Origin of the sequence: Endozoicomonas sp. ONNA2 (genome assembly GCF_024606365.1) — a bacterium.
GTDB lineage: Bacteria > Pseudomonadota > Gammaproteobacteria > Pseudomonadales > Endozoicomonadaceae > Endozoicomonas.
In genome coordinates this window covers 1-23,893 of record NZ_JAHHPO010000693.1, presented here as the reverse complement: position 1 = coordinate 23,893, position 23,893 = coordinate 1, and the positions used below count along the sequence as shown (strand labels likewise).

The 23,893-nt window shown below is 49.4% G+C and carries 28 protein-coding genes; 18 read left to right on the top strand and 10 right to left on the bottom strand.

Annotated features, from left to right (window positions below; all coding sequences use genetic code 11):
- Positions 1-212 precede the first annotated feature (212 nt).
- On the top strand, positions 213-1,427 hold the full coding sequence (locus KDK14_RS12285) for an argininosuccinate synthase (protein ID WP_257265422.1): 1,215 nt from the start codon (positions 213-215) through the stop codon (positions 1,425-1,427).
- A 177-nt stretch (positions 1,428-1,604) separates the two neighbouring features.
- Here KDK14_RS12285 and KDK14_RS12280 read toward each other — a convergent pair whose 3' ends face one another.
- The 4 genes from KDK14_RS12280 to hdeA all read right to left on the bottom strand — a co-directional run bounded on the left by KDK14_RS12280 (position 1,605) and on the right by hdeA (position 5,770).
- Entirely contained in the window at positions 1,605-2,210 is a 606-nt protein-coding gene (locus tag KDK14_RS12280; RefSeq protein ID WP_257265421.1) for a hypothetical protein, read from the bottom strand.
- A gap of 596 nt (positions 2,211-2,806) precedes the next feature.
- Entirely contained in the window at positions 2,807-3,667 is an 861-nt protein-coding gene (locus KDK14_RS12275) for an aldo/keto reductase (protein ID WP_257265420.1), read from the bottom strand.
- Positions 3,668-3,848: 181 nt separating this feature from the next.
- A complete protein-coding gene (gene dgt, locus KDK14_RS12270; RefSeq protein WP_257265418.1) occupies positions 3,849-5,312 on the bottom strand; it encodes a dGTPase in 1,464 nt (487 codons plus the stop codon).
- Positions 5,313-5,437: 125 nt separating this feature from the next.
- Positions 5,438-5,770, bottom strand: a complete 333-nt coding sequence (hdeA, locus tag KDK14_RS12265) for an acid-activated periplasmic chaperone HdeA (RefSeq protein WP_257265416.1) — start codon at positions 5,768-5,770, stop codon at positions 5,438-5,440.
- A gap of 135 nt (positions 5,771-5,905) precedes the next feature.
- On the opposite strand from hdeA, the gene KDK14_RS21760 reads away from it, so the two are divergent.
- A complete protein-coding gene (locus KDK14_RS21760; protein WP_373691072.1) occupies positions 5,906-7,345 on the top strand; it encodes an SPFH domain-containing protein in 1,440 nt (479 codons plus the stop codon).
- Positions 7,346-7,441: 96 nt separating this feature from the next.
- Positions 7,442-9,400 carry a DNA topoisomerase III gene (locus KDK14_RS12255; protein ID WP_257265414.1) on the top strand — a complete coding sequence of 653 codons (1,959 nt, stop codon included), beginning with the start codon at positions 7,442-7,444 and terminating at the stop codon, positions 9,398-9,400.
- A 52-nt stretch (positions 9,401-9,452) separates the two neighbouring features.
- On the opposite strand, the gene KDK14_RS12250 is transcribed toward KDK14_RS12255, so the two are convergent.
- The 4 genes from KDK14_RS12250 to KDK14_RS12235 form a co-directional block, all read right to left on the bottom strand.
- Complete coding sequence (locus KDK14_RS12250; RefSeq protein WP_257265413.1) at positions 9,453-11,660, bottom strand: hypothetical protein; 2,208 nt, start codon at positions 11,658-11,660, stop codon at positions 9,453-9,455.
- 150 nt (positions 11,661-11,810) lie between these two features.
- A complete protein-coding gene (locus tag KDK14_RS12245) occupies positions 11,811-12,389 on the bottom strand; it encodes a lysophospholipid acyltransferase family protein (RefSeq protein ID WP_257265412.1) in 579 nt (192 codons plus the stop codon).
- 106 nt (positions 12,390-12,495) lie between these two features.
- Positions 12,496-13,533 (bottom strand): 2,3,4,5-tetrahydropyridine-2,6-dicarboxylate N-succinyltransferase, encoded by a 1,038-nt coding sequence (gene dapD, locus KDK14_RS12240; RefSeq protein WP_257265411.1) that lies wholly within the window; start codon positions 13,531-13,533, stop codon positions 12,496-12,498.
- Between the two features lie 30 nt (positions 13,534-13,563).
- On the bottom strand, positions 13,564-13,920 hold the full coding sequence (locus tag KDK14_RS12235) for an ArsC family reductase (protein WP_257265410.1): 357 nt from the start codon (positions 13,918-13,920) through the stop codon (positions 13,564-13,566).
- A gap of 122 nt (positions 13,921-14,042) precedes the next feature.
- On the opposite strand from KDK14_RS12235, the gene KDK14_RS12230 reads away from it, so the two are divergent.
- From KDK14_RS12230 to KDK14_RS12210, 5 genes are all read left to right on the top strand, one after another.
- Entirely contained in the window at positions 14,043-14,273 is a 231-nt protein-coding gene (locus KDK14_RS12230; protein ID WP_257265409.1) for a hypothetical protein, read from the top strand.
- Between the two features lie 31 nt (positions 14,274-14,304).
- Complete coding sequence (locus tag KDK14_RS12225; RefSeq protein WP_257265408.1) at positions 14,305-14,514, top strand: hypothetical protein; 210 nt, start codon at positions 14,305-14,307, stop codon at positions 14,512-14,514.
- Complete coding sequence (locus KDK14_RS12220; protein WP_257265407.1) at positions 14,511-14,813, top strand: hypothetical protein; 303 nt, start codon at positions 14,511-14,513, stop codon at positions 14,811-14,813. Before KDK14_RS12225 ends, KDK14_RS12220 begins: the two co-directional genes overlap by 4 nt.
- Entirely contained in the window at positions 14,813-15,640 is an 828-nt protein-coding gene (locus tag KDK14_RS12215) for a hypothetical protein (RefSeq protein WP_257265406.1), read from the top strand. The genes KDK14_RS12220 and KDK14_RS12215 overlap by 1 nt, the downstream gene beginning before the upstream one ends.
- Before the next feature lie 427 nt (positions 15,641-16,067).
- The gene (locus KDK14_RS12210; protein ID WP_257265405.1) at positions 16,068-16,841 is read left to right on the top strand and encodes a hypothetical protein; all 774 of its coding nucleotides are present in this window, start codon (positions 16,068-16,070) and stop codon (positions 16,839-16,841) included.
- 1 nt (position 16,842) lies between these two features.
- Here KDK14_RS12210 and KDK14_RS12205 read toward each other — a convergent pair whose 3' ends face one another.
- Together KDK14_RS12205 and KDK14_RS12200 are read right to left on the bottom strand one after the other, a co-directional pair.
- Positions 16,843-17,214 (bottom strand): type II toxin-antitoxin system HicB family antitoxin, encoded by a 372-nt coding sequence (locus tag KDK14_RS12205; protein ID WP_257265404.1) that lies wholly within the window; start codon positions 17,212-17,214, stop codon positions 16,843-16,845.
- On the bottom strand, positions 17,211-17,459 hold the full coding sequence (locus KDK14_RS12200; RefSeq protein ID WP_257265403.1) for a type II toxin-antitoxin system HicA family toxin: 249 nt from the start codon (positions 17,457-17,459) through the stop codon (positions 17,211-17,213). Before KDK14_RS12200 ends, KDK14_RS12205 begins: the two co-directional genes overlap by 4 nt.
- A 164-nt stretch (positions 17,460-17,623) precedes the next feature.
- Here KDK14_RS12200 and KDK14_RS12195 point away from each other — a divergent pair, with 164 nt between their 5' ends.
- From KDK14_RS12195 to KDK14_RS12150, 10 genes are all read left to right on the top strand, one after another.
- A complete protein-coding gene (locus KDK14_RS12195; RefSeq protein ID WP_257265402.1) occupies positions 17,624-18,004 on the top strand; it encodes a hypothetical protein in 381 nt (126 codons plus the stop codon).
- Entirely contained in the window at positions 18,004-18,348 is a 345-nt protein-coding gene (locus KDK14_RS12190; RefSeq protein ID WP_257265400.1) for a hypothetical protein, read from the top strand. Before KDK14_RS12195 ends, KDK14_RS12190 begins: the two co-directional genes overlap by 1 nt.
- 268 nt (positions 18,349-18,616) lie before the next feature.
- The gene (locus KDK14_RS12185; protein ID WP_257265399.1) at positions 18,617-18,868 is read left to right on the top strand and encodes a hypothetical protein; all 252 of its coding nucleotides are present in this window, start codon (positions 18,617-18,619) and stop codon (positions 18,866-18,868) included.
- Positions 18,868-19,308: an HNH endonuclease gene (locus KDK14_RS12180; protein WP_257265398.1), complete on the top strand. Its 441-nt coding sequence runs from the start codon at positions 18,868-18,870 to the stop codon at positions 19,306-19,308. The genes KDK14_RS12185 and KDK14_RS12180 overlap by 1 nt, the downstream gene beginning before the upstream one ends.
- 7 nt (positions 19,309-19,315) lie before the next feature.
- On the top strand, positions 19,316-20,638 hold the full coding sequence (locus tag KDK14_RS12175) for a site-specific DNA-methyltransferase (protein ID WP_257265397.1): 1,323 nt from the start codon (positions 19,316-19,318) through the stop codon (positions 20,636-20,638).
- A gap of 1 nt (position 20,639) precedes the next feature.
- Positions 20,640-21,119: a phage terminase small subunit P27 family gene (locus KDK14_RS12170; RefSeq protein WP_257265396.1), complete on the top strand. Its 480-nt coding sequence runs from the start codon at positions 20,640-20,642 to the stop codon at positions 21,117-21,119.
- On the top strand, positions 21,106-21,384 hold the full coding sequence (locus KDK14_RS12165) for a hypothetical protein (protein ID WP_257265395.1): 279 nt from the start codon (positions 21,106-21,108) through the stop codon (positions 21,382-21,384). Before KDK14_RS12170 ends, KDK14_RS12165 begins: the two co-directional genes overlap by 14 nt.
- Complete coding sequence (locus KDK14_RS12160) at positions 21,384-21,710, top strand: hypothetical protein (protein WP_257265394.1); 327 nt, start codon at positions 21,384-21,386, stop codon at positions 21,708-21,710. The genes KDK14_RS12165 and KDK14_RS12160 overlap by 1 nt, the downstream gene beginning before the upstream one ends.
- A gap of 9 nt (positions 21,711-21,719) precedes the next feature.
- A complete protein-coding gene (locus tag KDK14_RS12155) occupies positions 21,720-23,402 on the top strand; it encodes a terminase TerL endonuclease subunit (protein WP_257265393.1) in 1,683 nt (560 codons plus the stop codon).
- Positions 23,399-23,893: phage portal protein (locus KDK14_RS12150; protein WP_257265392.1), on the top strand; the 495-nt coding region annotated here is incomplete at its 3' end. The genes KDK14_RS12155 and KDK14_RS12150, both read left to right, overlap by 4 nt.

Here is a 23,893-nt window from a genome sequence, read left to right as displayed (position 1 = left end):
CTATTCTCGGACAGCCTCCTGGTGGTTTGCGCCATATTTTTGCCCTTATGATAGAGTTCTGAAGCTTTAATTCACTGTAATCATGGCTTTGACCGAATCATGATGAAAGTGTCTTGGCCCGGGGCTGCTTATGAATTATTATCACTTGAATAAGAATATTTATCCTTTGTCGTCTGTAGGTCACGAAAACGGCTTGTCGTTGGAGTTGAACAATGAAAAAAATCAATAAAGTCGTTCTGGCTTATTCCGGTGGCCTGGACACCTCAGTGATTGCCAAATGGCTGGAAGACACATATCAGTGTCAGGTTGTCACCTTTACGGCGGACCTGGGGCAGGGTGAAGAGGTAGAGCCCGCCCGGTCCAAGGCAGAAGCCCTGGGCATCAAAGAGATCTACATAGATGATCTGCGTGAAGAGTTTGTCCGTGACTTTGTCTTTCCCATGTTTCGTGCCAATACCATTTACGAGGGCGAATACCTGCTGGGCACCGCCATCGCCAGACCACTTATTGCCAAGCGCCTGATTGAGATTGCCAATGAAACCGGCGCTGATGCCATCTCCCATGGTGCCACCGGTAAAGGGAATGACCAGGTGCGTTTCGAGTTGGGTGCTTATGCACTGAAGCCGGGGGTTCAGGTTATTGCGCCCTGGCGCGAGTGGGACCTGAACTCGCGGGAAAAACTGCTGGCTTACTGCGATGAGCACAACATTGAGGTGGAGCGCAAGCGAGGCAAATCACCTTACTCCATGGATGCCAACCTGCTGCATATATCCTATGAAGGCGGCATTCTGGAAGACCCATGGGCGGAGCCGGAAGAAGAGATGTGGCGCTGGTCGGTAGCGCCTGAATCAGCTCCGGATGTACCGACCTATCTGAATCTGATCTATCGCCAGGGGGATATTGTTGCCATTGACGGGGCAGACATGACACCAGCGCAGGTGCTTGCCTACCTGAACCGGGTCGGTGGTGAAAACGGCATTGGTCGTCTGGATATTGTTGAGAACCGCTATGTGGGCATGAAGTCCCGGGGCTGTTATGAAACGCCCGGAGGTACCATCATGCTCAAGGCGCACCGTGCCATTGAATCCATTACCCTGGACCGGGATGTGGCCCATCTGAAAGATGAGTTGATGCCCCGTTATGCCAGGCTGATCTATAACGGCTATTGGTGGTCACCGGAGCGGGAAATGCTTCAGAAAATGATCGATGAAAGCCAGGAGCCCGTTAATGGCGAAGTTCGCCTGAAATTGTACAAGGGAAACGTCACGGTGGTTGGCAGACGTTCTGACGACTCGTTGTTTGATGAAAATATTGCGACCTTTGAGGACGATGCCGGTGCCTACAACCAGGGGGATGCTGAAGGGTTTATCAAGTTGAATGCGTTGCGGTTAAGGATTGCGGCGAATAATGGGCGAAAATTAGATTGACGATGGCAGGCCTGCCTTCTGAATGCAGGCCATGCATCAAAAGTTTCAAATGAAGTGTATCTGAGTATATTATCCAAATATTCCGGCAGATCAAGTGGGCTTTTCGAAGGAGGAAAGCCCTGGAGTAATAATCCTTTAACTAAATTCATAGTCAAAAAGGCGCAAAAATTTTTCAGGTTAATTTTTTCTCGCACTATCTGACGTTACGCTGTAAAGCTTGTCTTCAGAAATACTAACCGCAGATTGTACTGAACTGCAGTTTAAGCTGTTATACATCACGTTAACTTCAAACTCAGAGCGCAAGCCCTCCTGAACTTCATCTCGCAGGACTGTGTCCACGTCCTTGCGCAGTTTCTGTTTGTCATCAGGGTTGCAATAGTAATCAGCCGATACAACGAACTTGAGTTGGCCCAGGCTTTCGCCAGACGTTCCCAACGCGTGCACGCATGGATTCGTGAGCAGAGGGCGGGCCTGCTTCAATAATTGTTCCCTCATTTGGTTTATCTTGACCCTTTCCGGATTGTTGGGAGAAATATCTGCAGTACCAGGGCTGCCAACGGATCGAAATACTCTGTTAACTTTATTGTTCAGAGCACCCCGTGCCAGTGGTGTCACGTTTGTATTAATTTTCATTCTATGGGGCGAAATCTGTTTGTCTGGCGAATTTTTCAGTCCTGCTGTTGACGGCGCAGGTTTAATTTCAGCAATAGCGGGAGATTTCAAATTCGACGGGGGGTAAACTGATGATGGCGTATTAGGGGTTCCAGAGTTAGCAATTTGCATAATCACCTCCTTGGGGTGAAGTTAATGTTGGGGAGTCCGGAAATTCAATATCGAAACAAAAGCTTTTTAAACCTGACAATCAAGCATTTCCTGCTGATAAATGATGGTGACTCCATCAATGTTTAATCGGCTAATTGTATATTACAAAATTCTCCATTCCTTTTCATTAACTCTACGGGATGCTCGGGTTTGAATAAATAATAAAAAAATTGGACTTTCTGCGATTGCCACGGGCTGCAGAGCAATAGAAAGCCCTAAATGCCTGATTTAAGCGGGTTATATAGAAATAAAATGTTGTTTTAAAGTTCCCGTTTCTGCAAGTATTTCTGGTGTATAAACGTATGAATTAAATCGCTATTAACCTTGGCATTAAAGGGGTGTGGCATTTTTTCAAAAATTTAAAAGAACCCGGGCATCGCGTTAACTCTGAAATGCCGTTGCCAGGAATGTCAGGAATACTGTCATAGTTGTTAGCTGTTCTAAGGTGATAATCAGTTTAAGAAATATCCGGGCAAGAGGGCAAAAATGAAGGTTTGTTTTGACGCCTTCTTCAACAAGTTTTTGGATGGGAACCAGCCAGCATTATACTGGCCTTATTATGTCATCAATTGCTCTATTAAATTCACCTCATCATCCCTTAGTGGCGTATGCAGGCAATTCAGATCTTGTTGCATATGTGCGGGATCACTGGTTCCTGTCAAGATGATCATTCCCATTTTTAATGCTGCCTGAAAAATGACCTGTGGCCCGGTTAATCCGGATCTGGCCATAATGGCCTGGAACTCAGGCTTTGCTAACAGTTGGGTATTGGCCGTCAGTAATGAGAACCCCTGGTAAAGAATGCCATGTCGATGGCATAGCTGACGGATATTTGCGTCCCATCCGGTTCTGGCAAAGCAGCGGTTTTGCACCAGCATGGGTTTGATTGCTGCCCGGTGGCTCAAAAGCTCCAACTGCTGGTGATTGACATTGCTGACACCCAGTAGTTTTATTTGCCCAGACCGGTGGAAGCCTTCCATTGTTTCCCAGACGGCAAAGTCCCGGTCACTGAGCCCCTGAGACCGGGATGGACCATGGAGCAGGTAAGCATCAAGATATTCCGTGTGCAAGTGCTCCAATGATGAAAGCAAGGACTGCTCGACCTGGGTTTTTGTGTCGGCTGCAGGATTGTAGGGCAGACGGTTGTCTTGTCCTTCTGCGTAGGTGAATTTTGTCTGCAAAAAGAGGTCTTCACGGCGCCTGCCACTGCTTCGGTAAAAGTTCTGCAGTGCTTCCCCAACTCCTTGTTCAAAATAATGTTTGCGCTGGTTGGCGGTGTCTATGGCGGTGAAACCATTATTCAGGGCTTGCATTGTCAGCTCAGACGTGGCCTGTTCTTTCCAGGCTGTGCCGTAGATGAAGCGGGGAATACGGGTATCGTGCAGGGTAAACGGGTTGGCTTCCTGCTGTTCGGTCATCTCCTTGCCTCCCATTGCAATTATTGGCGAAATTATGTCGTCTGGTTTCGGTTGAGATTTACTTTAGCCCAAAGTCGGGCTCTTGACATAGGTTATCATTCCAGCAGGAAATACTTCGAGAACGAAGGTGCCCAATGGCTGAAGAACATCAAGGGAGGACCGCAAAAGCCTTCATCCTGGTTTAAATTGCCGATAGGCTCTGATACTCAGTAAGCACGAAGTGGTCAGTCATGCCACCCACATAGTCCAGAATCAGTCTCGTTCGAAAATACCATTCAAGATCGTTTTGTTCAGCGGGCGAGTAATTTTCCCGACGGATTTGCTGCACTGCCCGAAAATAAGCGGCCTTATATTTTCGGGACAGTCGGTGATTGAGTCGATGCTCGATAAAGTGTTCGCCGTCATCCAGGTTGTCGAGGTTTGAGAATGCGGCTCCGGGAAGTTCCAGAATTGGGCGGTAGATGTCGAGTAACCCCATCAGAGCGGCATATCCGCGAAGCTCTGGTGTTTCTTTCTCTTGACTACTAAACACATGCCGTATAGCTACGGTTTTCAGTGTTCTCAGTGCCAGATGCTGGTCTGAGCCACCATCAATTAATGGCTCATCCAACTTGCCATGAAAAACGTCAGTATGTTTGTGCAGGTAGCGGTTAGCGGCATAGCCGACAAGATCCCTGACCAGCTGTGAGCGTAAATGGCGAATAAAGTTCTGTGGATTGTCTTTGGCAGCATTTTCTGCGGTTTTAATGATTTCCGGCAGGTATCGGCTCTTTTCGCCGGTGAACTCCTGCCACACTTCTTTCAGCCAGAAGCTCAGGCTCCTGAATGACAGAATGCCCTTGTCAACACCATCTTCCAGATCGGCAATGCAGTAAGAAATATCGTCTGCTGCCTCCATGATGTAGACCAGTGGAAAGCGGCAGTTCTCCTCTATCTCAAGATGTTTCCACATGTCCCGGATGAGATGCTGTTCAGAGTAGTAGAAGCCGGGCTTTTTCTGACGGTAAGCAAATCCGGTTGTCTTGTTCTGATAGGGGGGGCGGGTGTATTTGATGGTGGCAGCCAGCTGTGACCAGGTCAGGTTGAGTGCCTGCAGGCTGTGAATGATCCGTAGCCCCTGGGCATTGCCTTCAAACACCGCTAAATCCGGTAACAGTACCTGGTAGAAAAGCTCTGAGTGACCGGTTTGGCCATTGATGGCCGATTGTCTTGTCATTGCCTTATGGTGGCAGGCTTTGCCATGATCCTGAATCCAGCGGCTGAGCGCTGCTTCACCAAAATGGCCGAAAGGTGGATTACCCACGTCGTGCAACAGGCAGGACATTTCTACCAGATTGGTAAAGGCCGTCTCGATACCTTCCAGGCCAAGCTTTGCCAATTCCCCTTTTTGTTTTAGCTGATCCAGAATGGTTTTCGCCAGGTAGCGGCCTGTTTGCTGCACCTCCAGTGAGTGGGTAAGACGACTACGGACAGCTGCATTGGTTTCCAGTGGGTAGACCTGGGTTTTCTGCTGAAGCCTGCGCAGGGCAGCTGACTGAATAATGCGGCCGCGATTACTCTCAGTCTCGGTAATCAGATCTCTGGGCTGGGCGCAGGTTTCAGGACGATCGCAGGTCAGTTTCTTGAGGTAATCCAGAGATGCCATAGTCTTGGTAACCGGTTCGGGTATGTGTTCAGGTTACCATATCTTTCGGCTGTTCCATGAGTAGCATGATTTGCCCGGCTGAACAGGGACCTGCTTTGGGGAAGCAGGTGTGAATTGGTATTAACTTATGTGTGCTTTTTAACCTCAGCCTTTATCTTGTCCCAGAGGGATGCCTGGGGATTTCGGTTACAGAACTCAAGCAGTGTGGGGCGGATAGTTTCAATGCCCTGTACATCGAAAGCGCTATCTTCAGGCTTTCCTGATTTACTGAATGCGGTGGCCCAGCCGATGGCATAGGGTTGGTAGTCATCCTGAAGCGCAAGGTAATCAGCGCAGGTCCATTGCGTGATGGGTTTACTGCTGTTGGTTGGGGTTTTGCCCTTGTCAGAGCTGGCAGCAACGGAATTCAGGGATACAGCGGTCAGGGCCATGGTCAGACCGATAGCTTTCATTTCCATCGTGATTACCTTTTTACAGTCGTAAGCCTGAAAAATTTTAGTTCATGGGTTGTGTTCTGTCAGAAAAGGTCTTTGCTTAACGCAGACTCCGTATCATTGTTCAAATGAGCTATTTTTGATTGCATCCTCTTATGAATGAGACCCTCCCACTATTATTTTGCCGGTTCATTATTTTGCTATAACCAAGTGGTTAACCAAATGAAATCATATTCTCTGACCAAGTTGTCAGTCACTCTCTCCTGCGTTGCTCTGGCTCCTGCATCCATGCAGTCGTGCGGCGTTGCAACTTTGTCACATAGCTGCGGGCATGCGCCTTGCATAGCAACTGCCCACTTAGTCCGAACTATACGATTCCATTTGGTCAACTACTTACTGAACTTCACAAAAATATTATTAATGCTTCTTCTTTTTTTACCTCTGTTAACTGAAGCCTCTGATTTCTATTCTTATATCCCTTTTCTCTACAAGGTTCCGGAGGGAAGCGCAGGCGTGTTCAAGAATGGAAACCAATTTTATGATGACGTCTATCCTGCAGGTGTTTACCCAATCTGGCCTTCGGATGAAGGGTTTGTTGTCAGCATTATGCCTGAGAGGGCCAAAGCCACTGACATTCCCTGTGTTACTGCAGATAGGGTAATAATAACCTTTCCCCAAATGACCGTTCGATATCAAGTGTCTGAACAAGGTGTATTGGGGCTAATTAAAAGATATGGACCTGGTTTTGTAAAAACTCTAATAATCAATCCGTTAAAACAGGGAGTTACCCGTTTATGCGCATCAATGACCTCGGCAGCGATTCACCATGAGGAATTTGCAATGTTAAAGGATGACCTGGGGCATTATTTGGCAGGGCAGCAGAGGGATAAAGGTGTCGGCATATCAATTTGTCATCTTGACATTGAGTTTCCACGGGTACCGGATGTCATTATTGAAAATCATGCTGGCCATAATCCAGATCAAAAGTCTCAAACCCCAACCATTTGCCAACAGCCTTATGAGATTTTCTACACACTGGAAAATGAGCAAGCAGCCTTCAATCGCCTCTGTGGCCCTGTTGGGCAGTTTGATGAACCCTATCAGGGCCCTGTTTCGGCAGGGGATTCAGCAACAGTTCTGGAATCAGTTATTGAAGACGAACTTGCCGGTGGCCTCAGTCGGGTAAACACAAATGATATTGGGCAGGGAGATTATGAGTCACCCAAGGCAGACTGGTCAATTCAGGGGACTATGGACCCATTTATTGATGGGCAGCTCTTTGGAGGTGAAGATGCCGAACCTTTAGAAATCGGCGGGGTTTCCAGTTCAGAACCTGTGGGGGTGGTCACTTTTACCGGGTTGATGCCTGATGCTGTCAAAGAGTTTGACCGGGATCGTTCAGAACCTGCGGGAGTGGTCACTGTTACCGGGATGGTGCCTGATGCTGTCACAGCGTTTGACCGGAATCTGCCGTCAGGGTTGCTTAACAAGGTACCCGATCAAGAGAGGAATAACGAAACGCTTTATCTGCAGATGCAAGACCCGAAGCGCCCCTGGAAACATAACAATAGTCGGCTCTACCTCTTGGGGGACTGGTAAGAGATTGCCTGGAAAAGGGAAGAATGCTCGCCAAATGACGAATTATGCTGTATAAAAAAACAGTATTTTAGTCATTGTCAACCGGATTGTTTTTGTATGCGATTGTTTATCGCTGAAAAGCCCAGTCTTGGGCGAGCCATTGCGGATGTATTGAAAAAGCCCTTGAAAAAACAGGAAGGTTATATTGAGTCTGCTTCAGGCGATGTAGTGACCTGGTGCATAGGCCACCTGCTTGAGCAGGAGGAGCCGGATGCCTATGACCCGGCCTACAAAACATGGAAGCTTGAACACCTGCCGATTGTTCCCGTGCAATGGCAGCTAAGACCCAGAAAGGGCGGCCGGGGGCAATTATCAGTCATCAATAAGCTGCTCAAACGGGCGGATATTATTGTCAATGCCGGTGACCCTGATCGTGAAGGCCAGTTGCTGGTGGATGAGGTGCTGGACTATCTGAAACTCTCCGCCGGGCGTAAAAAAGATGTTCGTCGTTTATTAATCAGCGATCTGAACCCTTCTGCCGTTTCCCGGGCTCTTGGGCAGATGCGATCCAATCAGGAGTTTGTTCCCCTGGCCGTTTCCGCCCTGGCCCGTTCCCGGGCAGACTGGCTTTACGGTATTAACCTGACCCGTGCCTGTACATTGCTTGGTCGCAAGGCTGGCTTTAATGGCCTGCTCTCCATTGGTCGGGTACAGACGCCAATTTTGGGTCTTGTCGCCCGGCGTGATACAGAAATTGAACACTTCCAGCCCAAGCCTTACTTTGAAGTTTTTGCCACGCTGTTAACGGCAAAAGAGGAAACCTTCAAAGCCAAATGGTTACCCAGTGAAGCCTGCCAGAACTGGATGGATGAAGAGGGCCGGGTGTTGGATCGGCGTCTGGCGCAGAATGTGGTGGACCGTATTACTGGTAAGCAGGGGACAGTAAAGCGAGTTGAAGACAAGCGTGGCAAGGAGCCTCCACCATTACCCTACTCGTTGTCGGCACTGCAGATAGATGCTGCCAGACAGCTGCGAATGGATGCCAGGACGGTGCTGGATAGCTGCCAGCGTCTTTATGAGCAGAAACTGATTACTTACCCCCGTTCAGACTGCCGCTATCTGCCCGAGGAGCACTTCTCCCGGGCACCTGAAGTGTTGGCAACTATCCGCCACAATGTATCGTCACTGGGGAAGGCAGTTGACCAGGCATTGCCAGAAAGGAAAACCAGTGCCTGGAATGATAAAAAAGTGGGGGCGCATCACGGGATTATTCCTACATCCCTGAGAACGGATCTTGAACGATTGTCTGAACTGGATCGCAAGTTGTATGGCTTGATTGCCAGGCAGTATGTTGTGCAGTTTTATCCGGATCACAGGTTCAGAAAAAGAGTCGTCGATATCGACATAGAAAAAGGCCTTTTTCGAGCCAGGAGCCGCCAAACAGTAGAGGAAGGGTGGAAGGTCCTGATTAACTCAGGTAAAAGTCATCAGCGTTCCACCGGTGATGAGAATAGCGAGAATAATGAAGAGAGCGTTTTTTTACCAGAGTTGGCCAAAGATGATGTGCTTGATTGTCCTGAAGCCGAGCTTAAGGAAAAAATGACACAGCCCCCGAAACCATTTAACGATGCAACCCTGCTTTCGGCCATGACAGGCATAGCCCGATTTGTTCAGGATAAGGATATTCGCAAGATTCTCCGTGAAACCGATGGTCTGGGAACAGAAGCAACCCGGGCCAGTATTATTGAACTATTGTTTAAACGACAGTTCCTTGAGCGCAAAGGCCGGAGTATTCATGCAACGGCCACTGGCAGAGCCCTGATCAATGCACTACCGGAAAGGATAACCACGCCAGACATGACCGCACGCTGGGAAGCCTCATTGAATGATATTGTTGAGCGAAAGGACAGTTACGGGGCGTTTATGGGCGGGCTGGATCAAGAGCTGAGAGCTTTATTGATGCAAACCATGAACGATGGTTTGCCTTCTGTTGCCGGATTGCCTGCCCCTTCGAAGCAGCCGTTTAAAAGAAAAGGCAGAGGAAAGAGTAGCGGAAGTCGTCGGAAAAAAACATAATTTTTATCCTCAATTTTCTGCCATCCTCGCGACGGGGATGTCCGGTCGGGCGCTATTCCCGGAAAGCCTCCAGGGGGATATTTGCAACAAAGGAACCCCATTCCTTCACAGCTTTTAACAGACGTTCGCAGAGTTCTTGATGGTGTGCACTTTTTAAATATGCGCTGAAATCGATAAGTGAAGAGAGCACTATCGCTGTTTTTGCGAGTCCTTCTTCAGTCTTTTTCAGTTGATCTTCATTAATTTTGGTATCTTCTGATGTGTGATGAATTGATTTGAGTAGACCTTGTTGTTTTCTCTTAAAGGCAATTATTTGCGAGAAACAGAGCTGAACTTCCCGGACTTTTAGTATTGTTGGATTGAGATTTTCTCTGGCAATAACAGGATTCCAGACAGATGAATTATACCTGTATAAACTGATGATATTTTTAATATCCTGAACTAATTTTAATACTCTTGCTTTTATTTCTGATGTAGTTTCCGGGTTTTTATTACCTTCTGTTTTAACTTCTAATTTGAAGAGTGCTGACAGAAATGGCATAGGCAATTTCAAAACAGTGGATAAGGGTTGCAAGGCAGGGGCGTCCCCCAAATCTTCAGGATGGCGTTGCAGTTCTTCAGGTTTCATGGCAGGTTGCAGTGATAGCTTTTGCGATTTTTCTATTAAGGTAATCAAGGCATTTTGAGCTTCATAGAAGTCAGGTTTTATGTCAGAAACATTTATTTTGTCTGTGTCTGGTTTATCGCTATAGGGTGGTTTATCGGGTTTTGGGAGGTCCACTTCGTCAAGACTATCAGCAATTTTCTCTTGTTCAGTTTTACTGGGTGCGATGGTTTTTTCTATCTCAACTTTAATGGATGTTTTTTTTATTCCACAATGGTAACAACAAGCGTTATACAGTCTGCTGAGTTCGTCTTGTGCTGCTATAACTTCCGCACGCTCGTTGTTGTAGTCTTCTGAAGTGGTAAGCGCTGGACTTAATTTTTCTTCTTTCTCCTCAAGTACGGACTTGATGATTTTTTCGAGTTCCGGTATGCCTGTATCTTTTAATCGATTTTCATTATCCACTCTGGAGTATTCATTATTTACATACGAGGCATATGTGCTATTTCGCCTTCTTTTTCTGGGTGAAAATTTATCAGCAGTAGCAGAATCATGATGATCAGGCCTGTGTGTTGAGGAGCCACTGGTTTGGTGGGCAGGCTTTTTGCCCTTTTTTTCGACAACACTTTTGAGAGAGGAGGCAGGGTTGTCACTTGCCTTTCCATTTAACGTTTGCCCAGCAGCTTGAGCTGAATCTGATGGCTGTTTTCTTCTCTTTTTGCTCTTCTGTTTTCTCCTCTTGCGGGTGCAAGGGGTTTGATCATCCCAAGTATAATTATCGTGATGAGGGTTTTTGTTGGCTTCTTTATCAGCATAATCAAGCCGGGCCGCAATTGCTTCAATATGAAACCGGGTTAAACTCGATGGTGAGGAGGCAGGGCCGGTATCGGGCTTGTGGCAGATCTCTTTTAATTTTCTTAGCTCACAAATCCATTTGAAAAGTCCCGGATCTTTATTTTGCATAAGAGTATCGTTCAGTTTCCATCTGAGTTCATTATCTGGTGAATGTCGGAAATTCCAATAAGCCAGTGTTGCTGCTGATGCAGGAATATGAGGGACTATTTCAGTTTCTATCATCCATTGAGGATAAAAGTCTTCTGTGCTGTTTTGGGTTTTACGGTTTTCATAGTCTTGATCGAAAAAGTGTCTATCTATGGGATCGGGACTCCAGGCTCCGGATTGGTACGATTTTTCTATATGGTTAAGTATACTTCCAATATCATTGACCAAATCTAACGTTCCACCAGTTAACAATAGATTGATAGTTTTCTTGACCTCTAATCTCTGTTTATCTGAAAAGCCGTTTTGTGTCAGATAATGATCCACATTTTTTAACAAAATAATCAGCCTGTTGAAGAAGACGCCAGAGCCATTAAGTATCTCAATGAGATTATCATTGAAGTTACAGTGGGTTTTGATTTCAACTATTTCAAGCTGTAGTGCTTCAGGCAAGTGTGCTATCGGGGACTCTGCAGGTGATTTGCTTGTACCTTCGCACTTTTTTATTATGTTGTATTCATTGATATGTTTTGTGTCGTATTGCTGTTTGATTTCCGGTAAAAATGATTGGCCTTCTGCATTGTTGGTATTGTTGTTTGAACTTCTTTCAAATTTTTCATTTGTTGTTATAGAAGATGCTGGTGTTATTGAATTCATGGCTTAAGTCATTGACTATCCGGTTTGATAAATTTTTGATTGCATAACTAATGAATAGTTTCATGTTTCTATAAAAATCATTGAAATTCAGTAATCCAAGTGTGATAACCACATGCTAACCAGCTTGAGAATTTGGTTATAAATAAATGGCTAGGCAAACTGCTGTGGGTTTTTACCCGTCATATGATGATAAAATTCCTGTATTTTTTTCAGATCTGACTCGTAGTTTCCAGTAGTGAAGAACATGGGGCCAAAGCCGCCAACCTTCTTTTTATAATCCAGAAAGCCCAGTGCAATGGGGACTCCGGCACCGTGAGCGACGTGGTAAAAACCACTTTTCCATTGACGAACCTTGTTACGAGTGCCTTCAGGGGGAATGGCGACGGCAAGGTCCGTGCAGTTGTGGAAGGTGTCGACCATTTGCTGGACCAGCCCGTTGGCTTTGCTGCGGTCAACCGGAATTCCCCCAAGCCATTTCATGATGCCGCCAAAGGGCCCCTTGAACAGAGAGTTTTTTCCCATCCAGTAGATATGAATGCGAAAACTGAAGGCAAAGGCAATGATCAGAATAAAGTCCCAATTACTGGTATGGGGTGCCGCGATAATAACGTACTTCCGGGCATTGGGGCGCTGGCCTTCCAGCTTCCAGCCGAACAGCTTCAGACCAAGGCGGGACAAGGTGCGAAAACAGTTATTAACGACAGGCGTATCAAAAATCGTACGGCGCATTATTGTGTAACCTGACCTTGATAAATAGCCACAGTATTATGCACCGGGGCTATCTGGATGCGCTACCCTTTCTTCAGTGCGTGTCTTTTCAACAGACAGCCATGGCTTAGTTATGGGAGTGCAGCTCATCATTCAGCTCAATGGCTGATTTGTTGGTGAGGCATTCCAGGGCTCCGGTCAGGGAGTTTCTGCGGAACAGCAGATCGCTCTTGCCTGAGAGGTCCCCTGCCTTAACCACTTCAACGACGTTTTTCTGGTCATCAAGCACCTGAACCTTACTGGCAGCGGTCAGATAAAGGCCGGCTTCGATAATGCAGCGGTCACCCAGGGGAATGCCCAGGCCGGCATTGGCTCCGATCAGGCAGTTTTTACCGACGGAGATCACAATGTTATTGCCGCCTGAGAGGGTACCCATGGTGCTGCAGCCACCACCAAGATCAGAGCCTTCACCAACCATGACACCGGCAGAAACACGACCTTCAATCATGCTTTTGCCTTCGCTACCGGCGTTGAAGTTAATAAAGCCTTCATGCATGACGGTGGTGCCCTCACCCACATAAGCCCCCAGGCGAACCCGGGCAGTATGGGCAATACGGACACCTGCAGGCACAACGTAGTCGGTCATTTTCGGAAATTTATCCACGGAGTTGACACTCAGGATCCGGCCCCGGGCACGGGCGGCGAGCTGGCGGGCTGGCAGTTCTTCCAGGTCAATGGCTCCGTCACTGGTCCAGGCGACATTGGGCAGCAATGGGAAAATGCCCTGAAGGTCGGTGCCGTGTGGCTTGACCAGACGATGTGACAAAAGGTGCAGCTTGAGATAAGCCTCGGGGGTGCTGGTGGGCGCCTCATCGGTTGCCAGAATGGTGATCACCCGGGGTTGTCCACTCTCTTCCAGGCTGCGGGTGATGGTGGCCAGTTCCGTTTGTTCGATATCGACAAACAGGTCTTCCAGGGCGTGCAGGGTTTTGCTATCAAGCTCAATAAACGTATTGCCACGGTGGTAACCAACCAGTTTGGCAATACTCTCCAGCAGCTCAGGCGCTGGATGGAGAATAGGCTTTGGGTAGAATACTTCCAGCCACTGGCCATTACGGTTTTTGCTGCCAACACCAATGGCCAGGCTGAAATGCGGTTTGTTCATTATCACTCCTTCAATTAATCAGGACGTTTGTTATAAAAACAAGTTGCGGTATTGTTCTTCAGAAAAGCCCAGAAACTTCTGGTTGCCCGTATCCAGTAAAGGGCGCTTGATTATGGCGGGTTGCTCCAGCATCAGGGTAATGGCCCGCTCGGCATTAATGGCTGATTTTTCTTGTTCGGGAAGTTTCCGCCAAGTGGTTCCCCGGCGGTTTAGCAGTGCCTCCCAGCCCAATTCATCGGCCCATTGTTCAAGCATATCTTGCGCTAGGCCGTCTTTCCTGTAGTCATGAAAATGGTAGGCAATACCAGCGGCTTCCAGCCAGCGGCGTGCTTTCTTTATGGTGTCGCAGTTGGGTATACCGTATAGATAGTAGTATACATTCGACAAGGCAATAAACCCTTTGTTAAGTGCTCTTAAAGTTAGGTCTTAGTCAAATAATACAAACAGGATTGCCTCTCAATCAATCTTGTTTTACGATCAGCACGATTACCTGTGACATCGGGGAATAAGTGCAGCAGTACACTGCGCAAAAAACCGAGGGGCCAAGACCTAACGGCCAGAGTGAGCTGGTAATTACCGCTGAAATGCGGAACTACTCATTGTTAGGTCAACACATGAAAACTTACACCCTCGCCATCCTGGCCCACACCTGCACCACCTGCGCCACCAACTCCATCCTGCGTTACACCACCATTACAGCCAACAACCACAAGAAGCCTGCACGCTGGCTGCCCAGATAGGCGCGCTGGTATGCGGCTGGAGGGTGGTTGCATGAAACACATCAAGATCGATGACCAACTGTTTACCCGGTTGCAAGCCCTGTTTGAAGCACACCAGGCATCGGACAGCGTTTCCCACTACGACGACGTGCGCGACATGATCTATCACATCCTTCACCGGGTGGCCAGTGCCAACGGTGCCAGCATGGGCAGCCAGGCGGCTGCTTTATTGAACATCCTGAATATTGAGGGTGAATCATGAAACTGACTACTCGCAACCTGCGCCGAGAAATGGCCGAGCTGACCCACGAGGCGACCGAGCGTTATGCCGGTCTGCTGATTTCACAAGTTATTGAGGGTGGCAAACTGCTGCCCGGGTACCGGTTATTACTGGTGCCCATTATCCACGGTTACTGGTGTCTGGAAGACCGGCTGGTGATCAAGAACCTGGATGGTGAGCCCCGGGTGGTCGCCAGCCCGAAGACTGCCATGAACTTTGCCGCTCGCTACGGATTCAAACCTCACCATGTGCAGTTTATGCAGTTCAGGGAGGTGCGCTGATGAGCGATACGAAAAAGAAAGAGCGCGGCGTCTGGGTTACCCGGGCGCAGATGCGCCTGACCGGGTCGCCGGACTGTGCCCTGTTTCTGGCGCAGTGTGTTTATTGGTCACACTGCAAGACGGTTGAACAACGTTCTGGCTGGTTTTACAAGACCCGCAATGAATGGCAGGCCGAGACCTGTTTGTCCCGCTACAAGCAGGAGAAAGCCCGTCGACGGCTGAAAGCGCTGGGTCTGCTGCAGGAGCGCCACGAACGGCGTAATGACGGTATCCGGTTGTGGTACCGGATTAACCTGGGACTGCTGAACCGCAAGCTGAATGCTTTGGGTGAACAGGTGGATTTGGGGGAATCCTCTTATTGTCTGGACGTTCAGTCAGAAAAAACAGGCATTAAAGAAGTAAATAGTGATATTGATAAAAACGGTTCTGAGCTTACTGAACCGTGCTCTACAGACAATAGTGAAAAAGAGAATGAAATACTTCTTTTAAGCGGTTTTTCTAGTACTAATGTACCAGATAATAACCATGAAGAGACGACTGACTACCAGTGTTTTTCACTGAACCCGGAAGATTATTTGTTTTGCCATGTTTTCATTTACCAGTTTGTGAAGACCCAGCTGCACGGCACCGTACTGCGCAGCCACTGGCAGCTCTACGGTCTGGCCCATGAAGACCTGTTCAACCGATTTTGTGAGTTTATTGAACAACACGGCCAAACCATGGTGGACTGGTATTGGCAGAATGCCGCGCTCGAGGTGCCGACCCTGACCGGTGATGATATTACTTTCTGTAACATTGCCGGTCGGGGAATGCATGCGTCAGCTTGATTTATGGTCAGTCGGTCAATCGTTAATAAACGACAATGACTTAACAAAAAAGCCACCGTTAAATTGTCATTCTGAGGATGCGTTTATCCGGCAGTTTTACGGCCAAAATTTTCTGAACGGTTGGTTAAAAGTGAAGGAAAAACGCTCTTTTAAAACGGTTATAAAGGATTAGGTTTTTTAGCTAACAAAGACTATTAAGAAATCTCTTTTTTGCATGCACAGAGCGAATTAAATCATTAACTGCCAAAAAATCCTGAAAGCCTTGGCGCACTAAGGGTAGAGCCTGATAAATAATTGCTAATTAAATGCTAATTAACTGCTATTTAACTACTAATTAAATATGAAAAATTTCAGTGAAGTTTTAAAAGTTGGTTTTTATATAACTGCTGGCTTGTCGGCAATCCTGTCTATTTTGCTGCTGACCTCGGTGGCTGACGGGTGGTTTTCCTGGTCGATTCTGGCCGCCATGGCGCTGGTGTTCGAGCTGGGTAAATGGTGTTCAGTGTACGACCAACGACGTTGGATAGCGGGTCTGTTAATCACCGTTTCGGTGCTGGGATCGGCCGGGGGTTTGCACCGGGCACTGACCATCAATTTGGACAGTGCGAACCACATCGATCAGGTGCGCGAATTGGTCAGTGAAGAGATCAAACAGAACAACCAGGCCATTGCCACTTACCTGACCCTGGACCGGATCCGCAACCATGCCCAGCCATTGCAGCAGCGCAATGCCGAATTGCGCGACCAGCTGGCCAATCTGCCACAGCCGGAGGTCTCCGAACTGGCATCGGTGCTGTCATTGCTGGCCAATGTTCTGAACGTACCAACGGACATTATTACCGGCGCGGTGATCCTGCTGCTGGCCGGGTTGCTGGATACATTGGGCGTGCTGTTTATGGTCCGGCCAGTTGACGATGACACTGACACCGATGTCGGCAACACTATTGACGAACCGTTAGCACCCAAAGCCAGGAACCTGGAAACTCTGTCCCACAGTTACCCGGCGTTCAAAAAAATGCAGCTGTCCCGGCGTGACAGCGGTAAAGAGGTGTTGAGCCAGCGGGCCTGCATTCGCGAGGGTTACCGTGACAAACAGGTCCGTGGGTATTTTCAGAAGTTGGTGACAGAGGGGATTATTACCAAAAATGGTGGCCAGTATGACTGGCCCGAACATAAGGCGCAGGTCAGACAGCTGTTTTGATCTACCGGTGATGGCGGGGAAGATTTTCCTTATTTACGCGATTCAGTTTTTCCCGGACCGCATCACAAATAAAGGCATTGACCGATTTTCCCGGCTGGCTGTTCACCAGTAAGCCAATTTGCCGGTGAAGCTCTGCGCCAAGACGAACGTTCAGCACTCCCTTGAACGGCTTGTCCGGCTCTTTACCCAAAGCGGCGCAATCCTCCAGATAGTCATCCACCGAACGTTGGAATTCCTGTTCCAGAGATGTCAGTGTGTCTGCCTCGTAAGTCACCAAATCACGGATAAACGCCAGCTTGCCGTACAGTGTGCCGTCTTCAATCTGCGGTTCAATGGTGCCCTGGTATCCTTTGTAATTGAAATACTGGGTCATGAAAAATAATCCTGCTGGTTCAATGCTTCGATCAGGTCTTTCAACGCGCCTCCTTTGAGATGGTTTTCCGGGTGAGGCCGGTGAAAGCGAAGCATGTGTTTATTCGATTTATGGTAAAAACGCACCCGCGAACCGGACATCTCTTCTTTCTGGTAACCCAGTGCCGTGAGAAGCCTGACCACATCTTTCCAGGGAAAGGTTTTCGGGTTGCCCTTCAGTTTTTCCAATAGCTTGTGGTGCTGCAACGATAGCGACCTCCTGTTGTAACTGATTTTAGTTTCATTATTTGCGATTTTGCAAATTGTGAATGGTTATCGTTTGTTGCTTGATCAGTGGCAAATTTCAGAATCCTGAATACACTTTCTGGTTCAAAGGTGTGGTAATGAACAGACAGGCAATATTTGTACTTATGAGCCGAACCAAACCTCAACGATCCGCAGCCAGGAAGTTATTGGGCAAGCCGAAGGGCAAACTGGAACTTATTGATTTCAGCCAGCACCCGGCACCGGACTGGATGACCAGAGCCTACCGCAATAACCGCTATGTGGTGATGATTGAAGACGGCGTGGCCATGAGCAACGGAGCAACCGCCATCAAGGCCATGGTGCAGCGGCATGATGACAAACCGATACCGAACCACTGGCGGGAAATGCAAAACATTAAAAATGAATTGTTCGGACCCGACGCCATGGGCATTGAGTATTACCCACCTGAAAAGCAATTGACGGATAAAGCCAACATTTACTGGTTATGGGTCTTTCCGGACGGTGTGCTGCCGGTTGCCGTGTAATGACTAATAGCACACCGATTTTTGTATTTGGCAGCAACCTGGCTGGCTTCCACGGCAAAGGTGCTGCCCTGTATGCCAGAAAACACCACGGTGCCGAGCAGTACACCGGCATCGGCCGCACCGGCAATGCCTATGCCATACCGACCAAGGACCATCGGTTGAAAACCCTGCCGCTGATCGATATCCGGCATTATGTCAATGGCTTTATTGCTTATGCCAATAACCACCCTGACCTTGAATTCAAAGTCAACCGAATCGGTTGCGGACTGGCGAGCTATAGAGATCAGGACATTGCGCCGATGTTTCAGACAGCACTTAATAACTGTCGTTTGCCCGATGGCTGACGTTTATAACCAAATCGACTTGAAAACCCGTCAATTAAACCTACACTAAACACCTACGCTAGGAGTCGAGCGCCTGTGTCCAGCGTTTGACCCAATAGCGCCTTTGCGAACTTTTACAACCCACACGACCGTGGGTTTTTTTATGCCTGGTCAAATCACCAGACAATGGCCAGGCATCACCACACCTGACCGGTATTTTCATCAGCAAATTATGAGATACGATTTTTAAACAACCCGCATAATGCACCGACTCAGATTGCTTTGCCTTTTGACCGTGATAATGACACCAGCTTGCAACCACCTGCAACGCCCCATGACCGGAGCCACCCTGCGGGCCGCACTGGATGAGTGCCAGGAGAACGACCTGGCTTCATTGGTTTACATCCGCACCGATAGCAGCGTTATAGGCGTGCGCTGCATACCCAGAAAAGACCAGGTTGCCCGCACCATCCGCATCCGGCCTTACACACCCATGAAGATCATCCGGACGTTTACCGAGACCGAAGAGGTCGTTGAATAATGCCTGATCGAATCGCCCGGCCTTGCCGCGTCAAAAGTTGCAGCCACCGAACCACGCTGGACCATGGCTATTGTGAGCAGCACAGTGACCGGCAACGTATTTACCAAACCGGCAGACTCAACGGCTGGCGTAACTGGCGACAGGGCAACAGTTCCCACCGTGGTTATGGCCATCACTGGGTAAAGCTGCGATCACAGGTTATGCGCCGCGATGGCTGGCTGTGCCAAATGTGTCGGCAGGCAGGGCGATTCACCAAAGCAACCTGCGTTGACCATATCAGGCCGAAGTCGCAGGGCGGGGACGATGCTTTGAGCAACCTGCAAAGCCTTTGCGACACCTGCCACCGCCTGAAGACGCAAGCCGAATCCAACGCCCGGCCCTGTTGTGGCGCGCGTCCAGCACTTTTTTTATGCATGCAACTTTTGCTAAATACTGTATGAAAAAACAGTGAAAATCAAAGAATTGGATATAAGTCACCTGAAAGCCTGCCCACGCAATGCCAAACGGCACGACGCCGCTCAAGTTCAGCAGATTGCCCGCAGTATTGAAGTGTTTGGTTTTAACAACCCGGTGCTGATCGACAACGACGGTGAAATCATTGCTGGCCATGGTCGCTTTGCAGCGGCGCAATTGTTGCAGCTGGAAAAGATACCCTGCATTGTTTTGGACCATCTGAATGACGAACAAAAACGCGCTTTTCGAATTGCTGATAACCGGCTGTCCGAACAAGGGGGAGGGTGGGACGAAGATTTATTAATGCTGGAGCTGTCTGAACTCAAAGCCGTTGACTTTGATACGGAGATCACCGGCTTTAACGACCAGCACTGGCAGAAAATGCTGCCAGAAAAAATGACCCGCAGTACCGATCAAGACGATAAGATTCCTGATTTGCCGGACAATAACGATACCTTGTCACGCACCGGGGATGTCTGGCTACTGGACAACCACCGGTTATTGTGTGGTGACAGTACCATCCAGCAGGATATGCGGAAGTTGGTTGACGGTCACTTGGTTGACTGTATCTGGACCGATCCACCCTATAACGTGAATTACCAGGGTGGTACTGAAAAGCAATTGACGATCAAAAACGACCGGATGGAGTCGACGGCTTTTTGCCAGTTTTTGTCGCGGATATTTGAAAACGTTTTTGCTGTAGCCAGAACCGGCTGCCCGATTTACGTCGCCTACGCCGACAGTGAAAACGTCAACTTTCGTAAAGCCCTGACCGACACTGGCTGGAAACTATCGCAAACCCTGATCTGGATGAAACAGCACTTCAAATTGTCTCGGCAAGATTATCACTGGCAACACGAACACATTATCTATGGCTGGAAAGAGGGCAGCAAGCACAGCTGGTACGGTGGCCGGACACAGACCACCATCATGGACGCCAATTTAATCCTGGACGACATGAGCCATGAAGCTTTGCTCAAGTTGGCCAAGAGCTGGCAGTACGTGATTGCATCAACCGTCATCAAGGCAAAGAAACCCAATACCAGCAAAGAGCACCCGACCATGAAACCGGTGGCGCTGATCATGCGCATGCTGCAGAACTCTTGCCAGCCAGGTGACCGGGTGCTGGACCCTTGCGGTGGTTCAGGCAGTACCCTGATTGCCTGTGAAAAACTGAAACGCCACGCATTGCTGATGGAGATCGATCCCAAATACTGCGACTTCATTATACGGCGCTGGCAAACCTTTACCGGCAAGGACGCGGTGCACGAAACCACAGGACAGACCTTTACCATGAAAGAACAACAGGTGGTTTGATATGGCAGCCCCACACCCACTGCCCACCAATCTGAAAGTGATGCGCGGTACGGCGCAGCCCTGTCGATTGAACGACAAGGAACCCAAGCCACCGATGGCTGATATCTCCATGCCCGACGGCTTGAGCAAAGAAGAGCAACAATATTGGCAACAGGTTGCTGGCCATTTGCAAAAGGCCGGCGTGCTGACGGTGATGGACGTGCAGGCATTGAAACTGTACTGCCGGATCTATGCCAAGTGGCAAGAAAGCAATGACAAACTGGACAAATACGGCCCGGTAATCAAAACCAAAACCGGCCATCCGGCGTTGTCACCGTACTTCAAAATCTCCCAGAAGTACCTGGACCAGCTGCTGGCGATCCTGCGTGAATTTGGCATGACACCCAGCAGCCGCACCCGCATCCACACCAACAGCGACAAACCTGACGACGACTACGAAGCCTGGCAAAAAAAACGGCGGATGGCCCGTGAAGGTGTTTGATTCATTCACGCCACCAGTCTCAAAGAAACAGGCCATCCGATTGTGCAACCAGTCCATCCGCAGAATGCTGAATAGCTATCGGCATGGGAAAAACACAAACTATCCGGCATTAATCCGCAAACGAATCCATCTGCGTCGCTGGATAAACGAATCAGGACGAACAGAATTTACCCGGGAAGAACTCGGACTGGCAAAACCGGGTTGGTTGTTACAACAAATCGGGGCTGTCAGCGCATTAATTCCAAAAACAAACCGGTATTGTTGATGGCAATTCAGAAACGCTACACTCAACAAGAAATCAAGTTTTTAAAAGACAACGCAGGAAAAATCAGTGGCCCGGCAATAGCACGACAGTTAAACCGTGGCATTGGATCGATAAGACATAAAGCCAGACACCTGTCCATCAGCTTGCGTTTATATGGCGATTACCATTACAAAACTAAAATTTTGGACAATGAAATTGAGTTGATTAGAGAGCTTGCAGACCATGGAATGTCCTACCGGAAAATTGCTGATAAATTCGAAACCACGACAGATTACGTTTACCAACTGGTTGTATTTAAAAAAAGACGTGGTCCATGTGGTCCATAAAAGTGTTTAGTGGCCAGACACTGGGAAGACGCCTGGCATTATGCCTGGAAGATAATTGATGGGGAGATACTTGCCTGTAAATGGGTGCGCCTTGCCTGCCAGCGATTCATTGACGACATGCATTATGGCCATCAACGTGGCCTGTCATTCAGTCCGAAAAAAGCCCAGGACATTCTGGATTACTACGACCTGACGCCCCACATCAAGGGCGAATGGGCAGGCCAGTCCATCACTCCCAGCGACTGGCAGACCTTCGCGCTGGTTAACCTGTTCGGCTGGTACCGGGCAGACGGCACCCGGCGGTTTCGCAGTGCCTACATCGAGGTTGGTCGCAAGAACGGCAAAAGCACTTTCGTTGCACCTGTCGGCCTGTACATGCTCAAGGAAGACGGCGAGGCGGGCAGCGAAGTCTACAGCGCCGCCACCAGTCGCGACCAGGCGCGCATCGTGTTCGACGCCGCCCGCGACATGACCCGCCAGTCCTCCCTGCGCTACCACCTGCAGGCGTTCAATCACAGCGTCTGCCACGAAGCCAGCGCCAGCAGCTTCAAGCCGCTGGCCAGCGACTCCGACACGCTGGAAGGCAAGAACACCCACTGCGCGATCATCGACGAACTGCATGCGCACAAGAACCGTCGTGTATACGACGTGCTGGAGCTGTCTTTGGCTGCCCGCCGACAGCCATTGTTGCTGGTCATCACCACCGCCGGCAGTGACCGCACCGGCATTTGCTACGAGGTGCGCAACTACCTGACCAAGGTGCTCGAGGGCGTCATCGACGACGACAGCTGCTTTGGCATGATCTACACTTTGGACGACCCGGAGCAATGGAAAGATCCCGACCAGTGGATCAAGGCCAACCCGAACCTGGGCATTTCGGTCAAGCTGGAAGACATGCAGCGCCTGTGCCAAAAGGCGCAACAAAACCCGGCCGCCGCCAGCGAATTCAAACGCAAGCGGCTGGACATCTGGGGAGCCGGTGAAGACGTCTTTTTCAACATGGAATTGTGGTCACGATGTCCAGCGCTGGCCAGCGAAGCGCAGTTGCAAACCATGCCCTGCTACTTCGGCGTTGACCTGGCCAGCAAGCTGGACATCACCGCCCTGGTGGCGCTGTTCTGTGACGGCGACCGGCGCTATCACATCAAGGTGCATTTTTGGTTGCCAGAGGTGCAGACAGACGACCAGCGCAGCGGCAAGTCGCACCATGTCCAGCAGCTGTATAAAGCCTGGGCGGAACAGGGACTGCTGACATTAACACCGGGCCAGATCGTCGATTACGACGCCATCCGCCAGACCATTAATGACTGGGCCGATCAATACCACCCACTGGAGATTGCCTACGACCCGTGGGGCGCCACGCAACTGGCTACCCAGCTGGCGGAAGAGGACGAACGGGTCATGACCGAGGTGGGCCAGACCGTCAAACAGCTTAGTGACCCGATGAAAGAGATTCAGGCACTGATCATTGACGGCCGTTTGCACCACGACCAGCACCCGGTGATGAACTGGATGATGTCCAACGTCACCGCCCGGGTTGATCGCAACGACAATGTTTTTCCCAACAAAGACTCACCAGACAACAAGATTGATGGCCCGGTGGCCCTGATCACTGCCATGTCCCGCGCCATGATAAGAGAAAATGTGGGTTACCACGACACACCAATACCTGATTTTGTAATGAACGGATGAAATGGTTTAACAGCAAACGACAATTACAGCAGGAACTAACCCGGGTTAAACAAGAGCTGGCCACCATCAAGGCCGAAGCGGACGCCGCTGAAAGCAGGGGCCGCACGTTTGAAGAACTGATGGACGTGCTGGGCATCCGGTCTCACTCCGGTTCGGTAGTTAACCACCAGACTGCGCTGCAGGTCGCCGCCGTGTTCGCCTGCGTGTCGCTGATCTCCGGTGCCATCGCCTCGATCCCGCTGAAAATTTACCAGCGCAAAGCCGATGGCATCCGGGAACAAAGCGACCACCATCCATTGTTGCTGAAACTTTGTCTGGAACCGTCGCCCCTGGTCACCGCTTTGGTGTTCTGGGAGACCCTCGTCACCGACATGCTGCTGGACGGCAACGCCTACGCGGTGATTGACCGCGATCTCAATGGCCGGGTCCGGCGGCTGATTTACGTCAACCCGGCCAGCGTCAATGTCCGGCTGGTCGAGGGCGAACTCAGT

What these genes read in the sequence shown, in the direction of transcription:
- KDK14_RS12280 (WP_257265421.1), bottom strand. Translation starts at nt 2,210, where the DNA reads ATGCAAATTGCTAACTCTGGAACCCCTAATACGCCATCATCAGTTTAC.
- KDK14_RS12195 (WP_257265402.1), top strand. Translation starts at nt 17,624, where the DNA reads ATGAGCCGAACCAAACCTCAACGATCCGCAGCCAGGAAGTTATTGGGC.
- KDK14_RS12190 (WP_257265400.1), top strand. Translation starts at nt 18,004, where the DNA reads ATGACTAATAGCACACCGATTTTTGTATTTGGCAGCAACCTGGCTGGC.
- KDK14_RS12285 (WP_257265422.1), top strand. Translation starts at nt 213, where the DNA reads ATGAAAAAAATCAATAAAGTCGTTCTGGCTTATTCCGGTGGCCTGGAC.
- dapD (WP_257265411.1), bottom strand. Translation starts at nt 13,533, where the DNA reads ATGAACAAACCGCATTTCAGCCTGGCCATTGGTGTTGGCAGCAAAAAC.
- KDK14_RS12160 (WP_257265394.1), top strand. Translation starts at nt 21,384, where the DNA reads ATGGCAATTCAGAAACGCTACACTCAACAAGAAATCAAGTTTTTAAAA.
- KDK14_RS12205 (WP_257265404.1), bottom strand. Translation starts at nt 17,214, where the DNA reads ATGACCCAGTATTTCAATTACAAAGGATACCAGGGCACCATTGAACCG.
- KDK14_RS12255 (WP_257265414.1), top strand. Translation starts at nt 7,442, where the DNA reads ATGCGATTGTTTATCGCTGAAAAGCCCAGTCTTGGGCGAGCCATTGCG.
- KDK14_RS12215 (WP_257265406.1), top strand. Translation starts at nt 14,813, where the DNA reads ATGAGCGATACGAAAAAGAAAGAGCGCGGCGTCTGGGTTACCCGGGCG.
- KDK14_RS12170 (WP_257265396.1), top strand. Translation starts at nt 20,640, where the DNA reads ATGGCAGCCCCACACCCACTGCCCACCAATCTGAAAGTGATGCGCGGT.
- dgt (WP_257265418.1), bottom strand. Translation starts at nt 5,312, where the DNA reads ATGGCATCTCTGGATTACCTCAAGAAACTGACCTGCGATCGTCCTGAA.
- KDK14_RS12275 (WP_257265420.1), bottom strand. Translation starts at nt 3,667, where the DNA reads ATGACCGAACAGCAGGAAGCCAACCCGTTTACCCTGCACGATACCCGT.
- KDK14_RS21760 (WP_373691072.1), top strand. Translation starts at nt 5,906, where the DNA reads ATGAGACCCTCCCACTATTATTTTGCCGGTTCATTATTTTGCTATAAC.
- KDK14_RS12225 (WP_257265408.1), top strand. Translation starts at nt 14,305, where the DNA reads ATGAAACACATCAAGATCGATGACCAACTGTTTACCCGGTTGCAAGCC.
- KDK14_RS12220 (WP_257265407.1), top strand. Translation starts at nt 14,511, where the DNA reads ATGAAACTGACTACTCGCAACCTGCGCCGAGAAATGGCCGAGCTGACC.
- KDK14_RS12250 (WP_257265413.1), bottom strand. Translation starts at nt 11,660, where the DNA reads ATGAATTCAATAACACCAGCATCTTCTATAACAACAAATGAAAAATTT.
- hdeA (WP_257265416.1), bottom strand. Translation starts at nt 5,770, where the DNA reads ATGGAAATGAAAGCTATCGGTCTGACCATGGCCCTGACCGCTGTATCC.
- KDK14_RS12245 (WP_257265412.1), bottom strand. Translation starts at nt 12,389, where the DNA reads ATGCGCCGTACGATTTTTGATACGCCTGTCGTTAATAACTGTTTTCGC.
- KDK14_RS12180 (WP_257265398.1), top strand. Translation starts at nt 18,868, where the DNA reads ATGCCTGATCGAATCGCCCGGCCTTGCCGCGTCAAAAGTTGCAGCCAC.